We start from the raw sequence: 13,314 nt of genomic DNA on the forward strand, positions 1-13,314 counted from the left end.
GTAATGATGCACTGGCAATTCGGGTAAGGCAGTAAATCCTGTATGTCTTGCTTGGGGATAAGCTGGAGAGACAGTAATGAGAATGACTGGTGCCCAGATTATGTGCGAGAGCTTGGTGGAGGAGGGAGTAGAGGTCATCTTCGGTCTGCCTGGAGTACCACTCATACCGCTGTTGGATTCACTGCCCCGGTATCCCCAGCTCCGTCATGTTCTGGTGCGTCACGAACAGGGGGCGGCTCATGCCGCCGATGGTTACGCCAGGGTCAGCGGCAAGGTAGGAGTATGCCTGGCCACTTCCGGTCCGGGGGCTACCAACCTGGTAACCGGTATTGCCAATGCCTACCTGGACTCAGTGCCGATTGTGGCGATAACCGGGCAGGTAGCCAGGCCCTTTATCGGTAAGGATTCCTTCCAGGAGACGGATATTACCGGTATCGTTTCACCGATTACCAAGGATAGCTTCCTTGTTCTTGATGTGGATTCACTGGCCGGAATTGTCAAGGAGTCTTTTTACATTGCCCGGACGGGGCAGCCGGGGCCGGTTTTGATTGATATACCGAAGGACGTGTTTACCGACCAGGCGGAATACTGCTATCCGGATGAGGTGAAATTACCCGGTTATAATCCGACCCTTGAGGAGCGTCCGGCTCGGGTTAATCAGGCGGCTGAAGTTATTGATGAAGCTGAGCGCTTGTTAGAGGATGCTGGAGGTGGTGGAAGTCTGTTGCCGCAGTATGTAATGAGCAAGATATTTGAGGTAACCGGTGGTGAGGCGATAGTGGTAACCGGGGTAGGGCAGCATCAGATGTGGGCGGCGCAGCATTATTGTTATGACAGGCCGAACAGTCTGATATCGTCTGGTGGATTGGGCACGATGGGGTTTGGGCTACCGGGGGCGATAGGGGCGAAGATAGGCTGTCCGGACAGGACGGTCTGGTGTGTAGATGGTGATGGTAGTTTTCAGATGACGATACAGGAGCTAGCCACGATGATGCAGGAGGGGTTGGCGGTGAAGATAGCGATAATCAATAATGGTTATCTGGGGATGGTGAGGCAGTGGCAGCAGCTCTTTTATGACAAGAGGTATGTAGCGACGCCGCTTTCCGGTCCTGATTTTGTCAAGTTGGCGGAGGCGTACGGGATACCGGCGGTGAGGGTGAAGAGGAGGGAAGAGGTAGTGCCGGCGGTTGAGCAAGCGATGGAGGAAGAGGGGGCGTTTCTGATAGATTTTGTGGTAGAGCCGGAGGAGAATGTGTATCCGATGGTACCGCCCGGGGCGGCGCTGGCCGAGATTATGGATAGACCGAAGGATAGAGAGGTAGCGGGATGATAGTGACGAAGCATACGCTGGTGGCTCTGGTGGAGGACAAGCCGGGGGTACTCAACCGGATGGTAAGCCTTTTCCGGAGGCGTGGCTTCAATATCGAGAGCATCGCCGTGGGGAGCAGTGAATTGCCCCATCTATCCCGTATGACTATCGTGGTAGGTGGGCCGGCTGACATTGTGGAACAGGTCAGGAAGCAGTTGGACAAGGTGGTCGAAGTGGTCAAGGTAACTGATATTACCGACAAGCGTATTCTGGCCCGTGAATTAGCCTTGATTAAGGTAAAGGCTACCACCTCTACCCGGAGCGAGATTATTGAGATTGTTGATATCTTCAAGGCGAATATTCTGGATGTATCCGCTGATTCGATAGTGATTGAGGTTACCGGGGATGAGGATAAGGTTAACTCGTTATTTAATCTGCTTCGTGGTTTTGGCGTTAAAGAGATGAACCGTACAGGGCGTATAGCTACCACCAGGGGGGGGAAGATGCTGCCGGCGGAGGAAAGAATACCCGGGGCTCAGAAGGAAAAGAGGGGTAAATCTTAGGGTTTGTCGGTAGCGGTGTGATAGAGTCTATGTTTTGTGGGTAAGCTTATACTGTAGTGGGATACCCTCACAGTCTATCCTGCTTCGTGGTAATAGCCGCGGTTTTTAGACAGGTTCATATCCGTCTCGTCGTCTTTTCTTGCCAGATATAGGGTAAAAGGGATAGACTTTAATATGTAGTATTGTCATAGTCGTCGCGGCTGCTGTTTTTATTTAAATAATTTAAGGAGGTAAGGTTATGGCAAAGATATACTATGACTGTGATTGTGACCTGAAGTTGCTTGAAGGAAAGGTGATCGGTGTTGTCGGTTTTGGCAGTCAGGGACATGCCCACGCTCAGAACCTCAGGGATAGCGGTTGTCAGGTAATCGTGGCTGAAGCGGAGGGGACTCCGGGCTGGAAGGATGCTAAGGATGCTGGCTTTAAGGTCTCGAGCGCTGTCGATGTGGCCAGGGAGGCCGACATTGTTATGATGCTGGCACCGGATACCGTTCAGCCGGTTATTTATAGGTCGATTGAGAAAGAGCTGGTGCCCGGCAACACCCTGATGTTTGCGCATGGCTTTAATATTCATTACGGGCAGATTGTCCCTCCGGCGGGGATTGATGTGACCATGATAGCCCCTAAAGGTCCCGGTCATCTGGTCAGGCAGCTATATACGGATAAGATAGGTATCCCGGCGTTGGTAGCGGTATATCAGGATGCCTCGGGTCAGGCAAGGGATGTCGCCCTGGCTTATGCTAAGGGTATCGGTGCCTCCCGGGCTGGCGTCCTCGAAACGACCTTTGCCGAAGAGACCGAGACCGATCTTTTCGGTGAGCAGGCGGTGTTATGCGGCGGCGTTTCCGCTCTGGTTAAAGCTGGCTTTGAGACACTGGTCGAGGCTGGTTATCAACCGGAGATAGCCTACTTTGAGTGCTTCCATGAGATGAAGTTAATTGTCGACCTTATGTATCAGGGCGGCTTGGACTATATGCGCTACTCAATCAGCGATACTGCTGAGTATGGTGACTATACCCGGGGGCCTCGGGTTATCGACGAGTCGACCAAGGAAGAAATGGAACAAATCCTGGCTGAGATTCAGGATGGCAGCTTCGCCAAGGAGTGGATTTTGGAAAATCAGGCCGGTCGTCCGGTCTTCAATGCCCTGAGGCGTATGGATGCCGAGCACCTGATTGAAGAGGTAGGGGCAGAGCTGCGTCAGATGATGCCGTGGCTAAAAGGAACCAAGTAATCTGGCCTGTTTACTTGAAGAGGGGATAGAGTAATGATGGATCGAGTTATTATCTTCGATACCACCCTCCGGGACGGAGAGCAGGCGGCGGGGGGGGCGCTTAATATCCATGAAAAATTGGAGATAGCCAAGCAGCTGGAGGAGCTGGGAGTGGATGTTATCGAGGCTGGCTTTCCCTCTAGCTCCCCGGGTGACTTTGAGGCGGTAAGCCTGGTTGCCCGGGAGGTCCGGGCTCCGGTAGTTTGTGGCTTGGCTCGGGCCCACCCCGATGATATTGATAGTGCCTGGGAAGCGCTGAAAAAGGCCGGGCAGCCAAGAATACATGTGTTCCTGTCGGCTTCGGATATTCACCTTACGTATCAGTTGAAGAAGAGTCGTGAGCAGGTCCTTCAGACTGCCCGTGATATGGTAGCCAGGGCCAAACGGTATACCGGTGATATCGAGTTTTCCCCGATGGATGCCAGCCGGACTGATCCGGAGTATTTGTATCAGATCGTAGCCGCTGTTATTGATGCCGGAGCTACTACGGTTAATATTCCGGACACCGTCGGCTATGCCATACCCGGTGAGTTTGGTAGCCTGATCGAGGGGATTTTTGAGAATGTATCCAACATTAACCGGGCTGTCATTAGCGTCCACTGTCACAATGACCTGGGCTTGGCGGTAGCAAACAGTCTGGAGGCAGTCAGGATGGGGGCGAGGCAGGTGGAGTGTACCGTTAATGGCATCGGGGAGAGGGCAGGTAACGCTTCGCTTGAGGAAGTGGTGATGGCGATTAAGACCCGCCGGGACTTTCTCAAGCTCTCCACCGGTGTTAATACCGAACAGATCTACCGCTCAAGCCGGCTGGTGAGTGAAATGACCGGTTTTCCGGTACAGCCCAATAAGGCAATCGTCGGTGCCAATGCCTTCCGGCATGAGTCGGGCATTCACCAGGACGGCGTCATCAAGATGCCGATAACCTATGAGATAATAGACCCGAGGACGGTTGGTATACCGGCCTCGAGCCTGGTGCTGGGTAAGCTCAGCGGCCGGCACGCCTTTCGGGAGCGGCTGGCGGAACTGGGTTATAGTTTGTCCGATGATGACCTGAGTCATGCCTTCGGTGTTTTTAAGGAGCTTGCCGATAAGAAGAAGGAGGTTACCGACCGGGATATCGAGTTTATCATCGCTCAGGAGTTGCGTACTGCATCTGAAGCATACCACCTCGATTGTGTTCAGGTATCCTGTGGCGATAAAGGTATACCAACTGCATCGGTCAGGCTGATCGGTCCCGATGGACAGGTGCTGGCTGATGCGGCACTGGGGGCTGGTCCTGTCGATGCAGTGTACAGGGCCATCAACCGGCTGGTGGGCGTGTCTAACCTGCTCACTGAGTTTAGTGTTAAGTCGGTAACCGGTGGTATTGACGCTATCGGCGAGGTGCTCATCCGGATAGAGAGCGATGGTGTGACCTATACGGGCCGTGGCGGTGATACCGATATTATCGTTGCCAGCGCTAAGGCCTATATGAATGCCTTAAACAGGTTGCTGGCGGCCAGGAAGGCGACTGAATAGCCCGGTGGGGTGTTTTTAATGCCGGTTGAGTTACAGATGGTCATTCGTATATTGGCGGCGGCGGGGATGGGGGCGGCTATAGGTTACGAGCGTGAGAAGTCGCATAAACCGGCCGGGCTGAGGACGCACATTCTCATCGCGGTGGGAGCTGCTCTGTTTACGGTGGCCTCGGTCTATGGCTTCGGGCCGACCGGTGATATCAGCAGGGTGGCGGCGGGAGTGGTGGCCGGAATCGGTTTCATCGGCGCTGGGGCGATTATACACCGTGGTGGTGGTGACATCGTTGAGGGGCTGACTACGGCGGCTACCATATGGGCGGTGGCGGCTGTAGGGCTTGCGGCTGGTGCCGGTCTGTATCCGGTTGCCGGTGCTACTACCGGGATTACCCTGGCGATATTGTTGCTGCCGCGCCATATTCGTTAGTGACCATCTTTCCGGTATCTCCCGGAGGGAAAGGAGAGACTCTGTTGACTCTAGCTGAGAAGATTCTGGCTGCTCATACCGATAATAAAAAGGTAAGCCCCGGGGAGTTTTTAAATGTCAGGGTGGACCTGATTCTGGCTAACGATATTACGGCTCCCATTGCAATCAGGGAGTTTCGCAGAATAGGCGTGGGTAAAGTCTTTGACCCCGGTAAGATAGTGATGGTTCCGGACCATTTCACGCCTAACAAGGACATTGCTTCGGCAGAGCAGGTTAAGGTAATGCGTGAGTTCTGTCGTGAGCAGGGGGTGATATACTTTGAAGTTGGCCAGATGGGCATCGAGCACGTCCTTTTGCCGGAGCAGGGTCTGGTGTTGCCCGGTGACGTCGTTATCGGGGCTGATTCGCATACCTGTACTTACGGGGCGCTGGGTGCTTTTGCTACCGGCATGGGGTCAACCGATATCGCTGCTGCTATGGCGACCGGAGAAATCTGGATGAAGGTACCGCCGACCATCAAACTGGTCTATCACGGCAGTACGGGTAAATGGGTAGGGGGTAAAGACTTAATCCTGTATACCATTGGAGACATTGGAGTTGATGGTGCCCTTTATTCAGTGATGGAGTTTACCGGCGAGGCTGTCGACGCATTGCCCCTGGACGGACGGTTTACTATGGCTAATATGGCGATTGAGGCTGGAGCAAAAGCGGGCATCTTCAGAGTGGACAACAAGACCCAACTTTACATAAAGCATCGAGCCCGTCGTCATTATATGGTCTATGAGCCGGATAGTAACGGGACATATGCCCGGGTGATTGACTATGATATTTCTGCTATCGAGCCTCAGGTTGCGCTGCCTCACTCGCCGGCTAATGTCAGGCCGGTCAGCCAGTTAGGCGACATTAAGATTGACCAGGTGGTAATTGGCAGCTGTACTAACGGCCGTATTGAGGACCTGCAGCTTGCCGCCCAAGTGCTGAAGGGCAGGAAGGTTCACCCCGGAGTGCGTTGCATTATCATTCCCGGCTCCCAGGAAGTATACCTCGATGCTATCACCAGGGAGCTAATAGGGGTATTTATCAAGTCGGGTGCTGCTGTCAGTACTCCCACCTGCGGTCCCTGCCTCGGAGGGCATATGGGGATTCTGGCCAGCGGCGAGCGCTGCGTTGCCACCACTAACCGTAATTTCGTTGGTCGTATGGGCAGCCCTCAATCGGAGGTATATCTGGCAAACCCGGCAGTAGCCGCTGCCAGTGCTGTCGCCGGCAGGATTGTCGGCCCGGACCAAATTACCACCTGATATATCCGGCAGGATGTAGCGCAGATATCACGCTCCCGGAAAGCCTGAATTGAGGAGTTATTGTCTTATGTTAAAAGGTAGAGTTCATAAGTATGGCGCCAATGTTGATACCGATGCCATTATCCCGGCACGGTACCTCAACGTGTCCGATCCGGCGGAGCTGGCCGGACACTGTATGGAGGATATCGATAAGGACTTTGTTACAAAAGTTAGGCCGGGTGACATCATTATGGCAGCCGCCAATTTTGGCTGCGGCTCTTCCCGTGAGCATGCTCCGCTGGCGATTAAGGCAGCCGGTGTCTCTTGTGTCATTGCCGGGACATTTGCCCGCATTTTTTTTCGTAATGCAATAAACATCGGCCTGCCCTTGCTTGAGTGTGAGCAGGCGGTAAACGGTACTGAGTCCGGGGATATCCTTGAGGTGGATCTCTCCAGCGGTAAGATAAAGAACCTGACCAGTGGCAAGGTATTTGCCGCCAGACCTTACCCTGATTTTATGGCGAAATTGATTTCGAGCGGCGGCCTTATTGAATATACCAGGAAAAGATTGGCTAACAGGAGGATTTAGCGTGCGATTCAGTCTAGCTGTTTTACCCGGTGATGGTATCGGTCCCGACGTTACTGCTGAAGCGGTCAAGGTTTTGGAAGCTGTGGGCAGCCGCTTCGGCCATGAGTTCAAATTGGACTACGGACTGGTGGGCGGCGTTGCTATTGACAAGACGGGGCAGGCCCTTACCGTTGATACGTTGAAGATGTGTCGGAGCAACCAGGCGGTATTGCTCGGGGCGGTTGGTGGTCCTAAGTGGGACAACAACCCCGGGGCTAAAGTCCGTCCCGAGGACGGGCTGCTTGCTTTGAGGAAGGGGCTGGGGTTGTTTGCCAACCTGCGCCCGGTCAAGGTCTTTCCGGTGTTGGTGAATTCCACCAACTTGAAGCCGGATGTTATCCGGGGAGTTGACTTTGTATTTGTTCGTGAGCTTACCGGCGGTCTGTACTTTGGCCGGCCCAAGAGGCAGTGGCGGACGTCACGGGGACGACGGGCTACCGATTCGATGACCTACTCCGAGCAGGAGATCGAGCGTATCGTTCGGGTCGGTTTCGAACTGGCGTTGAGACGTGATAGAAAGTTGATTTCGGTGGACAAGGCCAACGTGCTGGAGTCCTCCCGGCTGTGGCGGCAGGTGGCCATGGAAGTGGCTGGCGATTACCCCGATGTCGAGCTGGAGCATATGCTGGTCGATGCCTGCTCGATGCGCATAATTCAGAACCCGGCCTACTTTGATGTCATCGTTACCGAGAATACCTTTGGTGATATCCTTACCGATGAGGCCTCGATGCTGGCGGGTTCGATGGGAATGTTGGCATCGGCCAGTCTGGCCGGTGTACCGCAGGAGGGGGTCAATATCTTCGGTATGTATGAGCCAATACACGGCAGCGCTCCCCGCCGTGCCGGGCTTGATATGGCTAATCCGATCGCTATTATCCTCAGCGTTGCTATGATGTTGCGTTATTCCTTTGGTCTGGACCGGGAAGCGGAGGCAGTTGAGCGTGCGGTTGATGAGGTACTCGAGGAGGGCTATCGCACCTATGATATAATGGCTGAGGGCAAGGTAAAGGTGGGCACGGGAAAGATGGGTGACCTGATTGCCGGGAAGGTGGCAGGATAAGATTGGCTTCAGTTCGGCTTTACGATACCATACTTCGCGATGGGGCGCAGAAAGAGGGCATTTCATTTTCTGTAACGGATAAGTTGGCTATTACACGTAAGCTCGATGAGCTGGGTATTCATTTTGTCGAAGGGGGATGGCCCGGATCCAACCCCAAAGATGTCGAGTTTTTTACCCTGGCGAAGGACCTCAGACTGCGTAATTCTGAGCTGGTTGCCTTCGGCAGTACCAGACCATCCGCCAGCAGGGCTGAGGATAATGCTAACCTTCAGTCCCTGGCTGGTGTCGGGGTGAAGACGGTTACCATCGTTGGCAAAAGCTCCGAGTTACAGGTTATCCGGGTGCTGGAAACTAGCCTTGAGGAAAACCTGACCATGATTGCCGATTCGGTAGGCTATCTCAGGGCGAAGGGGCTTACCGTTTTTTTCGATGCCGAGCATTTTTTCGACGGCTTCAAGACCAATCCTGACTATTCCCTGCGTTGTCTGGAGGCAGCGGCCGATGCCGGGGCCGGCTGTCTGGTGCTTTGTGATACCAACGGCGGCTCGCTGCCTGATGAGATAGCTACCGCCATTGGGGTGGTCAGGGATAAAACCAGTGTAGCGCTGGGTATCCATACCCATAATGATGGCGGGCTGGCAGTAGCTAACACACTGGCTGCTGTGGCCGGCGGGGTAAGTCAGGTTCAGGGGACGGTCAACGGCTATGGTGAGCGTTGCGGTAATGCCGACCTCTGCTCTATTATCCCGGCACTTAGGCTCAAGATGGGCATTGATTGTATCACCGATGCCGGGCTGGCTAAACTGACCGGGGTTTCACACTACATCAGTGAGGTGGCTAATCTTGCCCTCGATCCCTCTTCGCCCTATGTTGGTTCCAGTGCCTTCAGCCATAAGGGCGGACTCCATGTTTCCGGTCTGGCCAAGTGGGCGGAGAGCTACCAGCATATCGACCCGGCCCGGGTCGGTAACCAGTCCAGGGTAGTGGTGTCCGAGCTGTCGGGCAAGGGCAACATTATTTACAAAGCCAGAGAGATGGGCCTGGATCTGCCCTCACGTGGCGAGCAGGTGAAGAAGCTGCTCGAGCAGGTCAAGTCTCTGGAGAGCCGTGGTTTTCAGTACGAGAATGCCGGGGCTTCCTTTGAGTTGCTGGTCCACCGGGCCAAGCCGGACTACCGGCCCTCCTTTGAGCTGGTTGATTTCATGGTGATGGTGGAGAGAAGGCGAAGACTGCCGACTATAGCCGAGCTTGAGGATATGCTCTCCGAGGCGACGGTAAAGGTGAAGGTGGGTGGTGCAATAATTCATACCGCAGCCGAAGGTAACGGTCCGGTTAATGCCCTAGATCATGCCCTGCGCAAGGCGTTGCTTCAGTTCTATCCCAGCCTGGCTGCCGTCAGATTGGTGGACTATAAAGTCCGTATTCTTGAAGAAAGCGTCGGTACCGAGTCTCAGGTTCGGGTTCTTATCGAGTCCAGCGACGGAGTCCATGAGTGGCGTACTGTAGGCAGCTCGGCCAACATTATTGAGGCTAGCTGGTTGGCTTTAGCCGACAGCCTGGAGTACTGGCTGTTAAAGCAAAAACCGGATAGGGAGAAAGGAGCCAAGGCAGATGGAGATTGAGAAGGTAACCGTTAAACCGACCTGGGGACTGGCCTGGGGTCTCTGGTGGAGGATGCTGCTGATTAACATCGGCATAGTGGCGATCATCATCGGTATCACGTTTGCTGTCGGGGCCGTTTTCCTGGAGTCTCTGATCGGCCCCTATTTCGGAGGGAACTGGTTCATACCCTGACTCGGCGCGGGTTAGAGTATACTACCCACGAGCAACAACTTATCCTCTCACAATAAAAGGATTATTACAGGGCGGAACTGCATTCGATTACACGAAGCAGGTACAAATCATAGAACCCCTCGAGTAATGATGCCGGGTGACCTGTTACGGCAGCTCTTCGGTTGGCAGATGGCTGAGCGGGATTACCTGATCTTCGGTTATCTCTACCTCGGGCATGCCGTCAGTGAAGTGAGGTTCGGGTGGAATAACCTCTTCGTCCCGGCGGTAGGTTTTCTTCTCTGTGATGGTGTTTAGCAGGGTGTATACCATGCGAAAATTGCCCTGGTGGTTCCCGGTATGACCGGCAGGCAGGAAGCAATTGAGGATTTCCCACTCGTTGTATATATCGCGTGTCCAGACTATAACCCGCCCCTTCTTGCTTGCTTCTTGCGGTTCTTCTCCCTGGTGCCAGCTTCCGGTGACGACTCTGAGTAACTTCCTTGCCTTGAAGCTGCATAGTGAATCCTGGTCGATGACGGCATCCGGCGTTGATAGCATCTTTCTTCCTCCGGGGCTTTCGCCATCAGCCAGCTCTTTGGCCTGCTCGTTTAATACCGAGACTCTTATTTCGTTTTCATATTTATCCAGAAGCTCGCTGAGTTTATCCAGGAGCTTCTCCCGGGTCGTTTCGGTTTGCGGCTTCGAGGTATCGCCGATCATTACCACTGTTGTCTGTGGTTGAGGAGTGGCGGCCGGAGCCGGTTGCGGAGCTTTGCGGTGACGGTACGTGAAATATATCCCCAGGCCGACGGCCAGGGCGATCAGGGAGATATAGATAGCCGGTCTGGTGTAGTCCGGCTTCCAGTCCACGTTTATTATCTTCGGGCTATCCATAAGCTCGGTACCGCTGGCGTCGGCGGCTATCAGCTTGCCTCCCAATGCACCGAATACTCCCGACATGGCAACCTCGCGGGTGTCCAGATTCCATTGGGCTTCACTCCCTGCCTTATGCCAGGTACCACCCATCTCGCCGTAGGGATATTCCATGCTTAGCTGATAGTAGGTATCATAGTTGGCTGTGATGCTTCCCGGCATGGTGACAGTCAGGTTCAGGTCCTCGCTCCTGACCGTTTCTCCGGTCGGTAGTTCCCAGTGAGAAAAACGGTATCGGGTGTCGGATGTTTCTTCAACCTCCTCCGGAGCGCTAGTCCTGAGAGTATATCCCCCGCTGTACCAGCCGGTTCCGGTCACCTGCCCCACCTCGGCGGGTTCGGTTATGAATTCGACAAGGTACTCGGTGTCGTAGTTGGCGATAATCCTTCCCGGCATGGTGACAGTCAGGCTCAGATTCTCACTGGTGACCGTACCCCCGGTAGGAAGCTGCCAGTGGGAAAATCGATACCGTGTGTCGGACGTGTCTTTAACTTCACCTGGAGCGGTGGCGTTGAATACTTCCCCTTCGCTGTACCAGTCGCTACCGCTCATCAGGCCGGCCTCGCTGGGAGCTGCCGTGACCTCGAGGAAATACTCGGCGTGATAGCTGAAATGAGCATCGGGAGAGCCCTCGCTTACCTCGATGCTGTCGTCTTCCGCCACAAATCTGATGCTGGCATTGGTGGGATTGGAAACAGTATCGTCAACAGTTATCGTCTGGCTTGAGTCCAGGTCCAGGCTTAACTGAACGGACTCGCCGCCTTCCAGAGCTGCTACCCAGTCTCCTTCGACGAAAACATTGGTCTCTCCTGAGGCTAAGCTGGAAGCAATGCTGACAACCGATTCGAAGGTCCCCTCTCGAACGAGAAGGATGAAGCTCTGCTGGGCGGACAGTGTTGACGCCGAGCTGTCGGTAACCCTGATGACAAAGCTGTAGGAACCGGCGGTGTCGTCATCCGGAGAGCCGTTAATGATGCCGGTGCTGCTCCTTAGCGACAGGCCGTCCGGCAGTGAGCCGTTGACGATAGACCAGGTATATGGCGACGTGCCCCCGGTTACGTTAACTTTTTGTGAGTAGCTGGTGTCCTCGGTAGCGTCCGGTAAAGTGGTGGTGAGGAAGGACAGGGGAATTTGCGTAACGGTAATTATGAATCCCTGCGGTGATGAAGTGCCGGTTATGTCGGTGACGGTGGCGAAGAAGGCGTAGCTCCCGGCCGTGGTCGGCTCTCCCGAGATAACCCCCGTAGCGGCATCAATCGTTAGTCCGGGTGGTAGCGAGCCGCTGGTGATTGCCCAGTTGGCGGGGGGTGTGATCGGGGCGGCAACCAGGGTCGTCGTGTAGTAGACATCGACCTCAGCTTCCGGCAGGGTGCTGGGTAGAATGGTGGGCGCTGCCCAAACAGGTGCACTAATAAAGAATATCGCACCGAAGATAGCCAGCGCGCTGACCGTAACTACCTTAATTAGACGGCGTACCGAGTTGGCCGCTACCATTAAAGAGTACCGGCGTCGTTGCCGGTTAAGAAGCTTGATCTCTCTCATTAAGGTCTATTATAGCCGCAATATTTAGTACTTACAATGCGCAAATGTTAAGATATGTAGTATTTTTTGATGGTCATTAACGGCAATCTCAAACAGCCTGAACCTTAAAACGCATGTTATTTCTTTCATCTATGGTTTTTAGCACTGGTAGGAATACTTTTACGCTTGATCTAACGGATAATTGATAGAGCCGCATACATTGCTTGGGGAAGGTATATGGGATAGAATGAAACCAATCCGTTTATGAACTGGCAGGTAATGGCGGTCTGAATGATGGTAAAGGCGTTTAGAAAGATAGTCCGAATTGATGAGAAAAAGTGTGATGGCTGCGGCCTGTGCGTGCCAGCCTGTGCCGAGGGTGCTCTTCAGATAATTAATGGCAAGGCGAAACTGGTCAGCGACAACTACTGCGATGGGTTGGGTGCCTGTCTTGGCGAATGCCCGCAGGGGGCTATTACCATTGAGGAGAGAGCAGCAGAGGAATTTGACGAGGGAGTTGCCCGGCAGCACCCGGATTCGGGGAAAGGTGCGGGAGAAGAAGCTGCCTGCGGTGGTTGTCCTTCAGCTGCGGTTAGGCAGCTCGTTCATCAGGAGGTGGGGGATGCCTTCCCAGGGGAGCAATCTAATCAGCAGTCGATGCTCTGTCACTGGCCGGTTCAACTCAGCCTCGTACCGCCTTCGGCAGCTTTCCTGAATGACGCCAGGGTGATACTGGTGGGTGACTGCGTACCATTTGCCTATGCCGACTTTCACCGGGGATTTCTCCGGGATCACGCTCTGTTGGTGGCCTGTCCTAAGCTTGATGACTTTTCCGCTCATTTAAAGAAGCTGACCGATATTCTGAGCCATTCGAAGGTAAAGAGCATTGATGTAGTTCGTATGGAGGTACCTTGCTGCGGCGGGCTGACGCAGATGGTAAAGCAGGCGATTCAATTAAGCGGTCGGGATATTATCTCACAGGAGACCGTCATAGGCATTAACGGTGAGATAAAATCATGATAATGTGGATGCC

Annotated in this window: 12 protein-coding genes; 11 read left to right on the top strand and 1 reads right to left on the bottom strand. The window is 54.0% G+C overall.

Annotated elements, in window-relative coordinates:
* Positions 1-76: 76 nt before the first annotated feature.
* The 10 genes from PHI12_05735 to PHI12_05780 all read left to right on the top strand — a co-directional run bounded on the left by PHI12_05735 (position 77) and on the right by PHI12_05780 (position 9,848).
* Complete coding sequence (locus PHI12_05735; protein MDD5510289.1) at positions 77-1,330, top strand: thiamine pyrophosphate-binding protein; 1,254 nt, start codon at positions 77-79, stop codon at positions 1,328-1,330.
* On the top strand, positions 1,327-1,872 hold the full coding sequence (gene ilvN, locus PHI12_05740) for an acetolactate synthase small subunit (GenBank protein MDD5510290.1): 546 nt from the start codon (positions 1,327-1,329) through the stop codon (positions 1,870-1,872). The genes PHI12_05735 and ilvN overlap by 4 nt, the downstream gene beginning before the upstream one ends.
* A gap of 238 nt (positions 1,873-2,110) precedes the next feature.
* Positions 2,111-3,106, top strand: coding sequence for a ketol-acid reductoisomerase (gene ilvC, locus PHI12_05745; GenBank protein MDD5510291.1), 996 nt, complete (start codon positions 2,111-2,113; stop codon positions 3,104-3,106).
* Positions 3,107-3,139: 33 nt separating this feature from the next.
* Positions 3,140-4,663, top strand: a complete 1,524-nt coding sequence (locus PHI12_05750) for a 2-isopropylmalate synthase (protein MDD5510292.1) — start codon at positions 3,140-3,142, stop codon at positions 4,661-4,663.
* A gap of 18 nt (positions 4,664-4,681) precedes the next feature.
* Positions 4,682-5,086 (top strand): MgtC/SapB family protein, encoded by a 405-nt coding sequence (locus tag PHI12_05755; GenBank protein ID MDD5510293.1) that lies wholly within the window; start codon positions 4,682-4,684, stop codon positions 5,084-5,086.
* Positions 5,087-5,130: 44 nt separating this feature from the next.
* The gene (leuC, locus tag PHI12_05760; protein ID MDD5510294.1) at positions 5,131-6,387 is read left to right on the top strand and encodes a 3-isopropylmalate dehydratase large subunit; all 1,257 of its coding nucleotides are present in this window, start codon (positions 5,131-5,133) and stop codon (positions 6,385-6,387) included.
* A 67-nt stretch (positions 6,388-6,454) separates the two neighbouring features.
* On the top strand, positions 6,455-6,955 hold the full coding sequence (leuD, locus tag PHI12_05765; protein MDD5510295.1) for a 3-isopropylmalate dehydratase small subunit: 501 nt from the start codon (positions 6,455-6,457) through the stop codon (positions 6,953-6,955).
* A gap of 1 nt (position 6,956) precedes the next feature.
* Complete coding sequence (gene leuB, locus PHI12_05770) at positions 6,957-8,054, top strand: 3-isopropylmalate dehydrogenase (protein MDD5510296.1); 1,098 nt, start codon at positions 6,957-6,959, stop codon at positions 8,052-8,054.
* 2 nt (positions 8,055-8,056) lie between these two features.
* Positions 8,057-9,676 (top strand): citramalate synthase, encoded by a 1,620-nt coding sequence (gene cimA / locus PHI12_05775; protein MDD5510297.1) that lies wholly within the window; start codon positions 8,057-8,059, stop codon positions 9,674-9,676.
* Positions 9,666-9,848, top strand: coding sequence for a hypothetical protein (locus tag PHI12_05780; protein ID MDD5510298.1), 183 nt, complete (start codon positions 9,666-9,668; stop codon positions 9,846-9,848). The genes cimA and PHI12_05780 overlap by 11 nt, the downstream gene beginning before the upstream one ends.
* Positions 9,849-9,992: 144 nt before the next feature.
* Here PHI12_05780 and PHI12_05785 read toward each other — a convergent pair whose 3' ends face one another.
* Entirely contained in the window at positions 9,993-12,302 is a 2,310-nt protein-coding gene (locus tag PHI12_05785) for an Ig domain-containing protein (protein ID MDD5510299.1), read from the bottom strand.
* Positions 12,303-12,572: 270 nt separating this feature from the next.
* Between PHI12_05785 and PHI12_05790 the strand changes: the two genes are divergently transcribed.
* Positions 12,573-13,301, top strand: coding sequence for a 4Fe-4S binding protein (locus PHI12_05790; GenBank protein ID MDD5510300.1), 729 nt, complete (start codon positions 12,573-12,575; stop codon positions 13,299-13,301).
* Positions 13,302-13,314 lie beyond the last annotated feature (13 nt).

It is taken from the genome of Dehalococcoidales bacterium (genome assembly GCA_028716225.1).
Classification (GTDB): domain Bacteria; phylum Chloroflexota; class Dehalococcoidia; order Dehalococcoidales; family UBA5760; genus UBA5760.

What these genes read in the sequence shown, in the direction of transcription:
- PHI12_05735 (MDD5510289.1), top strand. Translation starts at nt 77, where the DNA reads ATGAGAATGACTGGTGCCCAGATTATGTGCGAGAGCTTGGTGGAGGAG.
- ilvN (MDD5510290.1), top strand. Translation starts at nt 1,327, where the DNA reads ATGATAGTGACGAAGCATACGCTGGTGGCTCTGGTGGAGGACAAGCCG.
- ilvC (MDD5510291.1), top strand. Translation starts at nt 2,111, where the DNA reads ATGGCAAAGATATACTATGACTGTGATTGTGACCTGAAGTTGCTTGAA.
- PHI12_05750 (MDD5510292.1), top strand. Translation starts at nt 3,140, where the DNA reads ATGATGGATCGAGTTATTATCTTCGATACCACCCTCCGGGACGGAGAG.
- PHI12_05755 (MDD5510293.1), top strand. Translation starts at nt 4,682, where the DNA reads ATGCCGGTTGAGTTACAGATGGTCATTCGTATATTGGCGGCGGCGGGG.
- leuD (MDD5510295.1), top strand. Translation starts at nt 6,455, where the DNA reads ATGTTAAAAGGTAGAGTTCATAAGTATGGCGCCAATGTTGATACCGAT.
- PHI12_05780 (MDD5510298.1), top strand. Translation starts at nt 9,666, where the DNA reads ATGGAGATTGAGAAGGTAACCGTTAAACCGACCTGGGGACTGGCCTGG.
- PHI12_05785 (MDD5510299.1), bottom strand. Translation starts at nt 12,302, where the DNA reads ATGAGAGAGATCAAGCTTCTTAACCGGCAACGACGCCGGTACTCTTTA.
- PHI12_05790 (MDD5510300.1), top strand. Translation starts at nt 12,573, where the DNA reads ATGATGGTAAAGGCGTTTAGAAAGATAGTCCGAATTGATGAGAAAAAG.